13 protein-coding genes are annotated in these 12,562 nt (G+C 63.7%); 8 read left to right on the top strand and 5 right to left on the bottom strand.

Annotated elements, in window-relative coordinates:
* Position 1 precedes the first annotated feature (1 nt).
* The 6 genes from larA (at position 2) to H9Q75_RS10805 (ending at position 8,771) form a co-directional block, all read left to right on the top strand.
* Positions 2-1,288, top strand: a complete 1,287-nt coding sequence (gene larA / locus H9Q75_RS10830) for a nickel-dependent lactate racemase (RefSeq protein WP_186566994.1) — start codon at positions 2-4, stop codon at positions 1,286-1,288.
* Positions 1,289-1,315: 27 nt separating this feature from the next.
* The gene (locus H9Q75_RS10825; protein ID WP_186566993.1) at positions 1,316-2,737 is read left to right on the top strand and encodes an FAD-binding oxidoreductase; all 1,422 of its coding nucleotides are present in this window, start codon (positions 1,316-1,318) and stop codon (positions 2,735-2,737) included.
* A gap of 58 nt (positions 2,738-2,795) precedes the next feature.
* Entirely contained in the window at positions 2,796-3,935 is a 1,140-nt protein-coding gene (locus H9Q75_RS10820) for an acyl-CoA dehydrogenase family protein (RefSeq protein ID WP_186566992.1), read from the top strand.
* Positions 3,936-3,953: 18 nt separating this feature from the next.
* Complete coding sequence (locus H9Q75_RS10815; RefSeq protein WP_186566991.1) at positions 3,954-4,745, top strand: electron transfer flavoprotein subunit beta/FixA family protein; 792 nt, start codon at positions 3,954-3,956, stop codon at positions 4,743-4,745.
* A gap of 13 nt (positions 4,746-4,758) precedes the next feature.
* On the top strand, positions 4,759-5,748 hold the full coding sequence (locus H9Q75_RS10810) for an electron transfer flavoprotein subunit alpha/FixB family protein (protein ID WP_186566990.1): 990 nt from the start codon (positions 4,759-4,761) through the stop codon (positions 5,746-5,748).
* Between the two features lie 371 nt (positions 5,749-6,119).
* Entirely contained in the window at positions 6,120-8,771 is a 2,652-nt protein-coding gene (locus H9Q75_RS10805; protein WP_186566988.1) for a translation factor GTPase family protein, read from the top strand.
* A 127-nt stretch (positions 8,772-8,898) separates the two neighbouring features.
* On the opposite strand, the gene H9Q75_RS10800 is transcribed toward H9Q75_RS10805, so the two are convergent.
* The 4 genes from H9Q75_RS10800 to thyA are packed head-to-tail and all read right to left on the bottom strand — an operon-like array spanning position 8,899 to position 11,062.
* Positions 8,899-9,108, bottom strand: a complete 210-nt coding sequence (locus H9Q75_RS10800; protein ID WP_186566987.1) for a hypothetical protein — start codon at positions 9,106-9,108, stop codon at positions 8,899-8,901.
* A gap of 50 nt (positions 9,109-9,158) precedes the next feature.
* Entirely contained in the window at positions 9,159-9,734 is a 576-nt protein-coding gene (locus H9Q75_RS10795) for an NUDIX hydrolase (protein WP_341480940.1), read from the bottom strand.
* Positions 9,731-10,216: a dihydrofolate reductase gene (locus H9Q75_RS10790; protein ID WP_186566985.1), complete on the bottom strand. Its 486-nt coding sequence runs from the start codon at positions 10,214-10,216 to the stop codon at positions 9,731-9,733. Before H9Q75_RS10790 ends, H9Q75_RS10795 begins: the two co-directional genes overlap by 4 nt.
* A 15-nt stretch (positions 10,217-10,231) precedes the next feature.
* Positions 10,232-11,062 (bottom strand): thymidylate synthase, encoded by an 831-nt coding sequence (gene thyA, locus H9Q75_RS10785; RefSeq protein ID WP_186566983.1) that lies wholly within the window; start codon positions 11,060-11,062, stop codon positions 10,232-10,234.
* Between the two features lie 188 nt (positions 11,063-11,250).
* Here thyA and H9Q75_RS10780 point away from each other — a divergent pair, with 188 nt between their 5' ends.
* The gene (locus H9Q75_RS10780; protein ID WP_186566981.1) at positions 11,251-11,790 is read left to right on the top strand and encodes an FUSC family protein; all 540 of its coding nucleotides are present in this window, start codon (positions 11,251-11,253) and stop codon (positions 11,788-11,790) included.
* Between the two features lie 51 nt (positions 11,791-11,841).
* Here the strand turns inward: H9Q75_RS10780 and H9Q75_RS10775 are convergent, their stop codons facing one another.
* Entirely contained in the window at positions 11,842-12,090 is a 249-nt protein-coding gene (locus H9Q75_RS10775; protein WP_186566979.1) for a hypothetical protein, read from the bottom strand.
* A gap of 188 nt (positions 12,091-12,278) precedes the next feature.
* Between H9Q75_RS10775 and H9Q75_RS10770 the strand changes: the two genes are divergently transcribed.
* The gene (locus tag H9Q75_RS10770) at positions 12,279-12,527 is read left to right on the top strand and encodes a helix-turn-helix domain-containing protein (protein WP_186566977.1); all 249 of its coding nucleotides are present in this window, start codon (positions 12,279-12,281) and stop codon (positions 12,525-12,527) included.
* Positions 12,528-12,562 lie beyond the last annotated feature (35 nt).

Raw genomic sequence — 12,562 nt, 5'->3', positions numbered from 1 at the left:
TATGGCAACCATAACGCTGCCCTACGGAAGGGGCAAAGTCCTGGCGGAGATTCCGGACGAGCGGCTGGCCGGCGTGCTCCAGTCCAAGGCCCACAGCTACCATCCCGCCGCCGGGGAGGCGGAGCTGGTCCGGCGGGCGCTGGAGCAGCCCATCGGCTCCCCCCGCCTGAAGGAACTGGCCCGGGGCAAGCACAATGTGGTCATCATCAGCAGCGACCACACCCGGCCCGTGCCCAGCAAGGTCATCCTGCCTGAACTGGTCAGAGAAATCCGGGCGGGCAGCCCTCAGGCGGAGATTACCGTCCTGGTGGCCACCGGTTTCCATCGGCCCACCACTGAGGCCGAGCTGCTGGACAAATACGGCGAGGAGCTCTATCGGCACGCCGGCCTGCGCTTTGTGGTCCATGAGAGCGGCAAGGCCGAGGACATGGTCCATCTGGGCACCCTGCCCTCGGGGGGTGAGCTGCTCATCAACCGCCTCGCCGCCCAGGCCGACCTGCTGGTGGGGGAGGGCTTTATTGAGCCCCACTTCTTCGCCGGCTTCTCCGGCGGGCGCAAGAGCGTGCTCCCCGGCGTGGCCAGCCGGGTCACCGTGCTGGCCAACCACTGCTCGGCCTTTATTGACAGCCCTTTCTCCCGCACCGGGATTCTGGACGGCAACCCCATCCACAGGGATATGGTCTACGCCGCCGGACAGGCCAGGCTGGCCTTCATCTGCAACGTGGTCATCGACGCAGACAAGAAGGTCATCGCCGCCTTTGCCGGCCACTATGACCAGGCCCACAGAGAGGGCTGCGCCTTTGTGGAACAGCTCTCCGGCGTGGACGCGGTCCCCGCGCCCATCGTGGTCACCACCAACGGCGGCTACCCCCTGGACCAGAACATCTATCAGTCCGTGAAGGGCATGACGGCGGCCGAGGCCACCTGCGCCCCCGGCGGCGTGATCATCATGGTCTCCGCCTGCAGCGACGGCCACGGCGGCCAGTCCCTGTACGATACCTTCGCAGGCGAGAAGGACAAGGAGAAGATCATGGCCCGCTTTCTGGCCACCCCCAGCGACCAGACCATCCCCGACCAGTGGGAGGCCCAGATCCTCTGCCGGGTGCTGCGCAAACACCAGGTCATCCTGGTCACCCAGGCCCCTAGGGAGATGGTGGAGGAGATGCAGATGCACTGGGCGGCCGACTTGCCGTCGGCTATCGCCTTGGCGGACCGGCTGCTGGGCCGGACGGACAGCCCCATCACTGTGATTCCCGACGGCGTGTCGGTGATTGTAAAGAGCAAATAAAATTCATCATAAAAGGGGATTTCAGCTATGAGTCAGTACGAAAAAGTCACCCCCGAGCTCATTGAGGCGCTGAAGGCGGCCGTACCCGGCCGGGTCAGTGTGGACGGGGACATCAACGAGGACTTCTCCCACGACGAGATGCCCATCTACGGCAAGGCCATGCCCGAGGTGGTGGTGGAGGCCGTCACCACGGAAGAGGTGGCCGCAGTCATGAAGCTGTGCAATGAGCACCGTGTGCCCGTCACTCCCCGGGGCGCGGGCACCGGCCTGGCTGGCGGCGCAGTGGCCATCCACGGCGGCGTGGTGCTCTCCACCACCAAGATGAACAAGATCCTGGGCTATGACACCGAGAATATGGTGGTCCGGGTTCAGGCGGGCGTGCTGCTCAACGACCTGGCGGAGGACGCGGCCAAGCAGGGCCTGCTGTATCCCCCGGATCCCGGCGAGAAGTTCGCTACTCTGGGCGGTAACGTGTCCACCAACGCCGGCGGCATGCGGGCCGTCAAGTACGGCGCCACCCGGGATTATGTGCGGGCCATGACCGTGGTACTCCCCACCGGCGAGATCGTGCACCTGGGCGCCAGCGTGTCCAAGACCAGCTCCGGCTACTCCCTGCTCAACCTGATGATCGGCTCCGAGGGCACCCTGGGCATCATCACCGAGCTCACCCTCAAGCTGATCCCCGCCCCCAAAGAGGTTATCAGCCTGGTGGTCCTCTATGAGAATCTGGAGGACTGCATCGCCACCGTACCCAAGCTGATGCGCGCCAACCTGCATCCCCAGGCCCTGGAGTTCATGGAGCGGGAGATCGTCCGCCTGAGCGAGTCCTACCTGGGCAAGAGCACCTTCCCCCAGACCTTTGAGGGTACGGACATCAACGCCTACCTGCTCATCACCTTTGACGGCGACAATGAGGACCAGCTTAACGAGATCATCGAGCAGGCCTCCGAAGTGGTGCTGGAGGCCGGCGCGCTGGATGTGCTGGTGGCCGACACCCCCCAGCTCAAGAAGGACGCCTGGGCCGCCCGCTCCACCTTCCTGGAGGCCATTGAGGCCAACACCAAGCTGCTGGACGAGAGCGACGTGGTGGTCCCGGTCAACGAGATCGCCAACTATGTGAAGTTCATCAACACCATCGCCGCCGAATACGACTTTGAGGTCAAGAGCTTTGGCCACGCCGGTGACGGCAACCTGCACATCTATAACTGCTCCAACGACATGGAGGTGAAGGAGTTTGAGCGCCAGGTGGCGGACTTTATGAAGCGCGCCTACGCCAAGGCCACCGAGCTGGGCGGCCTCATTTCCGGCGAGCACGGCATCGGCCACGGTAAGCTGGAGTACCTGGCCCAGATGGTGGGCCCGGTGAACATGCGCCTGATGGAGGGCGTCAAGCAGGTGTTCGACCCCAATCTGATCCTCAACCCCGGCAAGGTCTGCTACAAGCTGTAAGGCTGTAACGATAAAAACAACAAACAAAGCGGACGAATCTGTTAGGAGGAAATTTGTTATGGCATATCTGATTTCGGAAGAGGCCCAGGAGCTGCTGGGCGCCGTCAAGGACTTCTGCGAGAAGGAAGTCAAGGAGCAGTGCAAGGAGTACGACCGCACCGGCGAGTGGCCCAAGGAGATCTACGACAAGGCCATTGAGATGCAGCTGCATATGCTGGAGGTCCCCGAGGAGTACGGCGGAATGGGATTGAGCCGTGTGGACGTGGCCGCCCTGTTTGAGGAGATGGCCAAGGCCGACGCTGGCTTTGCCACCACCATTTCCGCCAGCGGCCTGGGCACCAAGCCCGTGCTCATCGCCGGCAGCGAGGAGCTGAAGAAGCGCGCCTGCCAGATCATTGTGGACGGCGGCTTCGGTGCCTTCTGTCTGACTGAGCCGGGCGCCGGCTCCGACGCCAGCGCCGGCAAGACCGTGGCCGTGAAAGACGGGGACAGCTATGTGCTCAACGGCCGCAAGTGCTTTATCACCAACGGCGGCGTGGCCTCCTTCTATTGCGTCACCGCTATGACCGACAAATCCGCCGGGGTGAAGGGCATTTCCATGTTCTTCGTGGAGGCGGGCACCCCCGGCCTGTCCACCGGCCATGAGGAGGACAAGATGGGCATCCGCACCTCCAACACCTGCGACGTGGTCTTTGAGGACTGCCGCATCCCCGCCTCCAACCTGATCGGCGCCGAGGGCAAGGGCTTCTCCATCGCCATGAAGACCCTGGACCAGGCCCGCACCTGGATGGGCTGCATCGCCACCGGCATCGCCCAGCGCGCCATGGAGGAGGCCATTGCCTACACCAAGGAGCGGGTGCAGTTCGGCAAGCCCGTGCTGAAGAACCAGGCCCTGCAGTTTAAGGTGGCCGACATGGCCATCAAGATTGAGACCGCCCGCCAGATGGTGGCCCACTCCCTGACCCGGATGGACCAGGGTCTGACCTACAGCAAGGAGTCGGCCATTGCCAAGTGCTACGCCTCCGACATCGCCATGGAGGTGGCATCCGAGGCCATCCAGATGTTCGGCGGCTACGGCTACAGCCGGGAGTACCCGGTGGAGAAGCTGCTGCGGGACGCGAAGATTTTCCAGATCTTCGAGGGCACCAACGAGGTCCAGCGCATCGTGGTGGCCAACAACACCATCGGCAGATTCTAAACAAGGAGCGGAGACGACATGGAGATTCTGGTCTGTCTGAAGCAGGTGCCCGACGATTCGGTGGAGATCCGCCTCAAGCCGGGCACCGAGGAAGTCAACCTGGACGGCGTGGCCAATGTGGTCAATGCGTTTGATACCTACGCCCTGGAGATGGCCGCCCGCCTCAAGGAGGCGGTGGGTGGCAGCGTGACCGCCGTCACCGTGGGCCCCGAGGGGGCCAAGGACGCGGTCAAGACCTGCCTGGCCGTGGGCGCCAACCAGGGCTATCTGATCAGCGATCCCGCATTTGAGGGAGCTGACACCTTGGGGAGAAGCAAGATCCTCGCCGCCGCGATCAAGCGGCTTGAGACCGAGGCCGGAAAGCCTTTCGACCTGATTTTCTGCGGCCGCGAGGCAACCGACCGGGCCACCGGTCAGCTGGGCCCCCAGCTGGCCGAGACCCTGGGCGTGGGCGTGATCACCGACCTGGTGGACATCGAGCAGACGGCCGGCGGCATCTGCGCCAAGCAGGAGACCGAGGAGGGATACCGCAGGGTGGAGGCCGCCACCCCCTGCGTGGTGACGGTGAACAAGCCGGCGTATGACCCCCGTTATCCCACCATCAAGAACAAGATGGCCGCCCGCAAGATGCCCATACCCGTGCTTTCCGCCGCCGAGTTGGGACAGGTGGACCCCGGCCAGCCGGGCGTCCATGTGGTCAAGGTCTATGAGCCGGCCAAGCGTCAGGCGGGCGTGAAGATCAAAGAGGAAACCTGCGCGGATTCCGCCATCAAGGCCGTGGGCATGATGGCCGAGGCCAAGCTGCTGTAAAGGAGAGACGGTCATGGATTGGGGCAATCGCAAAGATATTCTGGTCTTCCTGGAGCAAAAGGAAGGCAAGGCGGTCAACGTGGGGCTGGAGGCCCTTACGCCCGCCCGCACCCTGGCCGGACTCACCGGAGGCCGGGTGCTGGCGCTGGTTGTCGGCACGGACAACGCCGCGGCGGCGGAAAAGGCCGCGGTCTGCTGCGACGGCGTGCTCTCGGTAGAGGGCAGCGCCTTCGGAGACGGCTGTGCCGACGCGCTGACCTGCGCGTTGGAGGCCATGGTGAACAAGTACGTGCCCGCCGCCGTGCTGGCGGGCAACACCCCCCTGGGCCGTGAGCTCACCGCCCGCCTGAGCGCCCGCCTGTGCCTGGGCAGCGTGCAGGACGCCACCGCCCTGAAAATTGAGGGCGATCAGGTCCTGTGGACGGTGCCGGTCTACGGCGGCACGGTGCTCAACGACGTGGCGGCGGACACCCTGCCCATGGCGGTGACGGTGCGCTCAGGTGCATTCTCCAAGCCGGAGGCGAGCGTGGCCGCGGCGGTGACCGCCGAGACGGTGGAGGTCCCCGCCGACGCGGTCAAGGCCCGTGTGCTGGAGGCGGTCAAGGAGATCTCCGAGGCCGTCAATCTGGAGGAGGCCAAGGTCATCGTCACCGGCGGCCGGGGCATGGGAAGCAAGGAGAACTTCGCCCTGGTGGAGGAGCTTGCCCAGCTCTTGGGCGGTGTGGTGGGCGCCACCCGTCCAGCCATCGAGGAAGCGTGGGTCTCCCGCGCCCACCAGGTGGGCCAGTCGGGCAAGATCGTGGCCCCCGCCCTCTATATCGCGTGCGGCGTGTCCGGCGCGACTCAGCACGTGTCCGGCATGTCCGGCTCGGGCTATGTAGTGGCCATCAACAAGGATGAGGACGCCCCCATCTTTGACGTGGCCGACGTGGGAATCATCGGCGACGCCATGCAGGTGCTGCCCGTTATGATCGAGGAGATCCGCAAGCGCAAGGCTGAGTAAGGCCGGCGGGCCGCCGGATGCGGCGGCGGGTCTCTCACAGGCCGGGGCGCATGCTCCCCCTGTCCCCCCAAGAGACACGCGGCTGAGGATGGGACCGGCCGCTCCAAAGGTCGGGCGCGGCGGAGCCGCCCCGGTCGGACGGACCCCCTGCGGGCCGTTGGACGATGTTACAAATACCCTCTTTTTCCTCCGGCCGCGGGCGACGGACCCGCGGCCCGGACAAGCAGTCCACACCCTTCAAAAATCGACAGATGAGACCTTTTCCCCGGCCGCAGATGACGGGTCTGCGGCCGGGGACTTTTTCTGGTTGAAATTCAGGCCCGGTGCCGATATACTGATAGGGACAGACTTTTTTCAGGGGAGGTGAGGTAATGGAGCGATTGACCGTCGGTCTGCTGGCCCATGTGGACGCGGGCAAGACCACCCTGTCCGAGGCGCTGCTCTACCAGGGCGGCCGCCTGCGGCGGCTGGGCCGGGTGGACCATCAGGACGCCTTTCTGGACACGGACACGCTGGAGCGGGAGCGGGGCATTACCATCTTTTCCAAGCAGGCTATGCTCCCCCTGGCCAACCGCACCCTCACCCTGCTGGACACCCCGGGGCATGTGGACTTCTCCGCCGAGATGGAGCGCACCCTCCGGGTGCTGGACTGCGCCGTGCTGGTCATCAGCGGCACCGACGGAGTGCAGGGGCACACCCGCACCCTCTGGCGGCTGCTGGAGCGCTACCAGGTGCCGGTGTTCCTCTTTGTCAACAAAATGGATCTGGCCGGGGCGGACCGGGCGGCCCTGCTGGCCGGTCTGAAACGGGAGCTGGACGGGGGATGTGTGGATTTCTCCCCGGAGCAGGACCGGGCGGTCCTGCTGGAAAACGCCGCCCTGTGCGGCGAGGACGCCCTGACCGCCTATCTGGAGCGGGGCACCCTGGAGGACGGGGAGATCGTCGCCCTGGCGGCCGGGCGGAAGCTCTTTCCCTGTTACTTCGGCTCCGCCCTGAAGCTGGAGGGGGTGGACGCGCTGCTGGACGGGCTGGAGCGCTATGCCCCCCGGCCCGTGTGGCCGGAGGAATTCGGCGCAAAGGTATTCAAAATTACCCGGGACGCCCAGGGGGCCCGGCTCACCTGGCTGAAGGTGACCGGCGGACGGCTGAAGGTGAAGGCCGCCCTGGCTGCGGGGGTGGACGGGCCGGGGGAAAAGGTGGACCAGATCCGCCTGTATTCCGGGGACAGGTTCCAGACCGCCGACGGGGTAGAGGCGGGAACGGTGTGCGCCGTCACCGGCCTGAGCCGCACCTATCCCGGCCAGGGGCTGGGGTATGAGGCGGAGAGCGCCCCGCCGGTGCTGGAGCCGGTGCTCACCTACCGCATGGACCTGCCCCAGGGGTGCGACCCCCACGCCGTGCTGCCCCGGCTCAGCCAGCTGCAGGAGGAGGACCCTCAGCTGCACATCGTCTGGAACGGGCATCTGCGGGAGATCCATGTGCAGCTCATGGGGGAGATCCAGCTGGAGATCCTGCAGCGGGTGATCGCCCAGCGCTTCGGCCTGGAGGTCGCCTTCGGCGCGGGGAACATCGTCTATCGGGAGACCATCGCCGCGCCGGTGGAGGGCATCGGCCACTTTGAGCCCCTGCGCCACTATGCGGAGGTCCACCTGCTGCTGGAGCCGGGCGCGCGTGGGAGCGGCCTGCGCTTTGCCTCCGCCTGCCCCACGGACCAGCTGGATGGGAACTGGCAGCGGCTCATCCTCACCCACCTGGCCGAGCGGGCCCACCCGGGGGTACTCACCGGCTCCCCCGTCACGGATCTGAAGATCACCCTGGTGGCCGGTCGGGCCCATGTGAAGCACACCGAGGGTGGCGACTTCCGCCAGGCCACCTACCGGGCGGTGCGCCAGGGGCTGATGCAGGCGGAGAGCATCCTGCTGGAGCCCTGGTACGACTTCCGCCTGGAGCTGCCCGCCGCCCAGGTGGGACGCGCCCTTACGGACATCCAGCGCATGGGCGGTCGGGCGGACGCCCCCGAGGGCGCGGGGGAGGAAACTGTGCTCACCGGCAGCGCGCCGGTGGCCGGCCTGCGGGACTACGCCGCCCAGGTGGCCGCCTACACCAGGGGGCTGGGGCGGCTGTCCTGCACCCTGCGGGGGTACGAGCCCTGCCATGACCAGGCGGAGGTGGTGGCCGCCCTGGGCTATGACCCGGAGCGGGACACGGACAACCCGGCGGATTCGGTGTTCTGTTCCCACGGGGCGGGCGTCACCGTCAAATGGGACCAGGTGAAGGCCAGTGCCCATGTGGACAGCGGCCTGCGCCTGGGGGAGATCCCGCCGGAGGAGGAAGAGGCCCACACCGCCCCACCCTGCCGGAGCGGCGGCTACGCCGACTCCCTGGCACAGGACAAGGAGCTGCAGGCCATCTTTGAGCGCACCTACGGACCGATGAAGCCCCGGGCCTTCCAGGCTCAGGAGCGCCCCAGACCACAGGCCCCGGCGGGGGGGAAACGCCATATTCCGCCGCCTCCGGCTGGGCCGGAATATCTGCTGGTGGACGGGTACAATATCATCTTTGCCTGGGATGAGCTCAAGGAGGTGGCCCGGACCAACCTGGAGGCGGCCCGGCAGCTTTTGATGGATTTGCTGAGCAACTACCAGGGCTTCAAGAAGTGCGAGGTCATCCTGGTGTTCGACGCCTACAAGGTGCCCCGGAACACCGGTGAGGTGTCCAGATACCACAATATCTACGTGGTGTACACCAAGGAGGCCGAGACGGCGGACACCTATATCGAGCGGGCCACCTATGAGATCGGGAAGCGCCACCGGGTGCGGGTGGCCACCTCGGACAGCGCCGAGCAGCTCATCATCCTGGGCCATGGGGCCCTGCGCCTGTCCGCCCGCATCTTTAAGGAAGAGATGGAGCAGGTCAACGGCCAGATTGCGGACATCCTCGCCCGCAACAACCGGCGGGAACGCGCCCAGCCGGTCAAGGCGGCCTTGGAGCGCGCCCAGCGCCGCCGGGCTTCTGAAAAATAAGATGAGGGGAGATGCCAGCGGCATCTCCCCTCTTTTTGTCCCGGCCTCAAAGAAGCGCTTGCGATGCAGTGCCGGGAAACCGCTGAAACGAAAACGGACAGCCCCTAAAAGAGGCTGTCCGGGAGGCTCATTTACCGTGGTTCTTTTCCTCCAGCTTTGTAATGATCCAGCAGGTGCAGATGACTATGACGGCGACGATCAGAAGCCCCGTAAAGCCGACCGCGCGGATGGCCAAATCGTCGGCAAGGAACGGGAAGAAGTTAAACATTGCGCCCACATACCACAGGACGACAAAACCGGCGATGATGCACACGGCATTTCTGGCGGCGTTTTTCATAACGAATCCTCCTATCTTTTCATTCCAACCTGAACCAGGGCCGTTTTTGTTTAAGTACGATGTTCCAAAAGCGCCCTGGCCCGGGCCAGCAGCTTGGTATAAACCCCGTCCATTTGCCACTCGTTGGTGAGCTCCAGCAGGCGGTCGGCGGGGAGCCAGGCCACGCTGGAGTTTTCCCCCTGGCAGATCCGGAGGGGGCCGGACTCCTCCGCTGTGAGCAGGTAGGACACATTCAGATGCAGATGGGAGGGAACGTAGTTCCCGCGCTTCACATGCCCCCACACGGGCAGGATGTCCAGGGAGGCGATCCGGGGCGACAGGGGGCGGATGTGCTCCGCACCGGTCTCCTCCCAGGCCTCTCGCAGGGCCACGGAGAGCAGGTCGCCCTCCCCGTCGGCGTGGCCGCCGGTCCAGGCCCACACCCGGTAGATATTGTGGTGGGCCATGAGGACCTTGGAGGCGTCGGCGTTGACCACAAAGCCGGAAGCGGTGATGTGCGCGAGCTCGTTTTCCCGGGTGAGCAGGGTGCCGGGAAAACGGCGGGCGTACTCCAGCATCAAACGCTGATCCTCCGTCTCCTGCCGGTCCCGGGGAATGTAGGCCGCGATCTCATCCAGCCAGCTCACTGTCCCGCCTCCCTCCGGTAAACGTCAAAGGTGAAGCGCACGCCCTTCTCCTCCATAGGGGCGCTGGTGGAGGTCAGCGCCCAGCCGGGCAGCCGGTCCAGCCGGGGGAACCAGGTGTCGGCGGGCCACTCCCCCTGGAGCTTGGTCACATACACGGTGTCGCAGTGGGGCAGCAGGGCCTCATATACGCTGCCCCCGCCGATGACGAAGGCGTCTTCGGGCGCCGCGGCCAGCAGGCTGTCCAGATCCCGAAAGACTTCCGCCCCCTCGGGGCGGAAGTCCGGGTCACGGGAGAGCACCAGGTTGCGCCGCCCCTTCAGGGGCCGACCGCCGGGGAAGGTGGCCAGGGTTCTTCGGCCCAGGATCACTGGGTGGCCCATGGTCACTGTCTTGAAGTTGTGCAGGTCCCTGGACAGGTATACAAACTGGTCCCCGTCCTTGCCGATGGCCCAGTTCCGGTCTACCGCTACAATGGCGTTCATACCCGCGCCCCTCCCTTATACCGCCACCGGGATGGGGGCGGCCAGCTCATGGTACTGATAGCCCTCCAGGGTGAAGCTGTTCTTGGTGAAGGCGTAGAAATCGGTCACCGCCGGGTCCAGGCGCAAGACGGGGGCGTCATAGGGCGAGCGGGTGATGATCTCCTCCACAATGGGCACGTGGCGGTCATAGATGTGGGCGTCGGCGATCACATGGACCAGCTCCCCGGCCTCCAGACCGGACACCTGGGCCATCATGTGCACCAGGGCGGCGTACTGCATCACGTTCCAGCCGTTGGCGGTGAGCATGTCCTGGCTGCGCTGGTTGAGAATGGCATTGAGGGTTTTGCCGCTGACGTTGAAGGTCATGGAATAGGCGCAGGGGTAGAGGGCCATCTCGCTCAGGTCGTGGTGGTTGTAAAGATTGGTCATAATGCGCCGGGAGGCGGGGTTGTGCTTCAGGTCGTAGAGCACCCGGTCCACCTGGTCCATCTCCCCCTCGGGGTAGGAATGCTTCACCCCCAACTGGTAGCCGTAGGCCTTGCCGATGGAGCCGTTCTCATCCGCCCAGGCGTCCCAGATGCGGCTGGACAGGTCGCGAATGTTGTTGGATTTCTTCTGCCAGATCCACAAAAGCTCGTCCACCGCGCTTTTAAAAAACATACGGCGGATGGTCTGGATGGGGAACTCCTCCCGCAGGTCATAGCGGTTGATGACGCCGAATCGCTTTACCGTGTGGGCGGGCATTCCATCCTCCCAGCGGGGGCGGACGGCCTGATCCGTGTCCCACACTCCGTGGGCAAGGATATCCTTGCAATTTTGAATAAACAATTCATCAGCGCGGCTCATGGGCGGTTCCTCCTACTTATATGGCAATCTTAATTTTACATTATAGCATAGTGAGGACGGGTTGTGGGAGAGCACACTTACAAAATTTTTGGCCAAAAGTCAGCACCCGGACTTTTCAAACTCAACGGTATATGTTATCCTCTAAAGGATAAAGGGGGATTTCCCCCAAAAAGGAGCAGAATGGTCACATGGAGCAGCAATCGCCCGCGCACCGGCATCCCCACATAGGGCTGCGCAACCTGAAGACGGCCTTTTCCGCATCGCTGTGCGCGTTTCTCTACTATTTTCTCGACCGCAACCCTGCGTTCGCCTGCATCGGCGCGGTATTTGGAATGGGCTCCAATCTGGAGCACTCCAAGCTCCACGGCGGCAACCGCCTGTTCGGCACCATCATTGGCGGATTCCTGGGAATCGGTCTGTACCGCATTTACCTGATCTTCTATCCGGAGGGGGAACACCACCTGCTGCTGGTGCCCCTGCTGTTTGTGGGCGTGGTCATTCTGATTCTGCTCTCCCAGTTCTTTTGGGTGGGCGCGGTGCAGCCGGGGAGCGTGGTGCTCTGCCTGCTGCTGTTCAGTATCGGACCGGACGACTATATTGTATACTCCCTCAACCGCATGCTGGACACCGGCGTGGGCGTGGTGATCTCCCTGCTCATCAACTGGCTGCTCCCCAGGGAGCGCCTGGTGGGCTGGAGAGAGGCGCTGAAAGCCCGGTTTGGGAGATAGAGAAGAGAGGACAGGGAGCCCGACAGCCACTGGCTGTCGGGCTCCCTGTCCTTAAAAAATACCATCGTATTGCGCCAGGCGCTCCAGATATTCTTCAGCATCCAGAATCAGCTGTTCCTGAGCGTCCTCCGGATCAACGGACTCCAAACGCGTCAGATAGGCATACCGGTCAGGGAAAAGCACCGCCATTTCCTGTTCCAGTGCGCAGCTGAGAAAATAGAGATGAAGCGCCCCGGCCAGCTCGCCCAGGCGCAGATAGTCGGCAAAACGCGGCCGGACCTTTCCGGTCAGAATTTTCAAATCATCTTCCGTACAGTGCCTGAGAAAAATTTCACGCTCCTTGGAAGGTATGAGGTCAAGGGGATAAGAGAAAAAATTCATGGGATATCTCCAATAATATAGTCATCTTTGGAATAAAAATAGCACAGCGGCCATGCTATTGTCAAATAGTAATTACTCATCTTTGAGGTAGAAATGGCTGTGGTGTGATGAGGCTTTATTCCTATCTGGGAAAATGTAATGTATCGGGTGTGCGGATTCGTCAGGCCAGGGAGGCGGCTAAACTTTCTCAAGAGGCGCTGGCGGCGAAGCTGCAGCTGCTTGGGCTGGAGATTAGCCAGAAGTCGATTAGCCGGATTGAGACAGGCGAGCGGGTTGTCCCTGATTATGAAATCAAGTTTTTCGCAAAAGCGCTTCGGGTAAGCCCAATTTGGCTCCTGGATGAAGAAGAAAAATAAACGCTTCGTATTCTAGTTCAGACAGAATACGAAGC

Source organism: Lawsonibacter celer (assembly GCF_014281125.1).
Taxonomy (GTDB): Bacteria; Bacillota; Clostridia; order Oscillospirales; family Oscillospiraceae; genus Lawsonibacter_B; species Lawsonibacter_B celer.
The sequence above is the reverse complement of the archived record's forward strand: the minus strand, read 5'-3'. Positions and strand labels throughout refer to the sequence as shown.

Coding starts and splice junctions, on each gene's coding strand:
- thyA (WP_186566983.1), bottom strand. CDS start 11,062: ATGAGCCGCGCTGATGAATTGTTTATTCAAAATTGCAAGGATATCCTT.
- H9Q75_RS10825 (WP_186566993.1), top strand. CDS start 1,316: ATGAGTCAGTACGAAAAAGTCACCCCCGAGCTCATTGAGGCGCTGAAG.
- H9Q75_RS10810 (WP_186566990.1), top strand. CDS start 4,759: ATGGATTGGGGCAATCGCAAAGATATTCTGGTCTTCCTGGAGCAAAAG.
- H9Q75_RS10800 (WP_186566987.1), bottom strand. CDS start 9,108: ATGAAAAACGCCGCCAGAAATGCCGTGTGCATCATCGCCGGTTTTGTC.
- H9Q75_RS10805 (WP_186566988.1), top strand. CDS start 6,120: ATGGAGCGATTGACCGTCGGTCTGCTGGCCCATGTGGACGCGGGCAAG.
- larA (WP_186566994.1), top strand. CDS start 2: ATGGCAACCATAACGCTGCCCTACGGAAGGGGCAAAGTCCTGGCGGAG.
- H9Q75_RS10780 (WP_186566981.1), top strand. CDS start 11,251: ATGGAGCAGCAATCGCCCGCGCACCGGCATCCCCACATAGGGCTGCGC.
- H9Q75_RS10790 (WP_186566985.1), bottom strand. CDS start 10,216: ATGAACGCCATTGTAGCGGTAGACCGGAACTGGGCCATCGGCAAGGAC.
- H9Q75_RS10820 (WP_186566992.1), top strand. CDS start 2,796: ATGGCATATCTGATTTCGGAAGAGGCCCAGGAGCTGCTGGGCGCCGTC.
- H9Q75_RS10770 (WP_186566977.1), top strand. CDS start 12,279: ATGAGGCTTTATTCCTATCTGGGAAAATGTAATGTATCGGGTGTGCGG.
- H9Q75_RS10815 (WP_186566991.1), top strand. CDS start 3,954: ATGGAGATTCTGGTCTGTCTGAAGCAGGTGCCCGACGATTCGGTGGAG.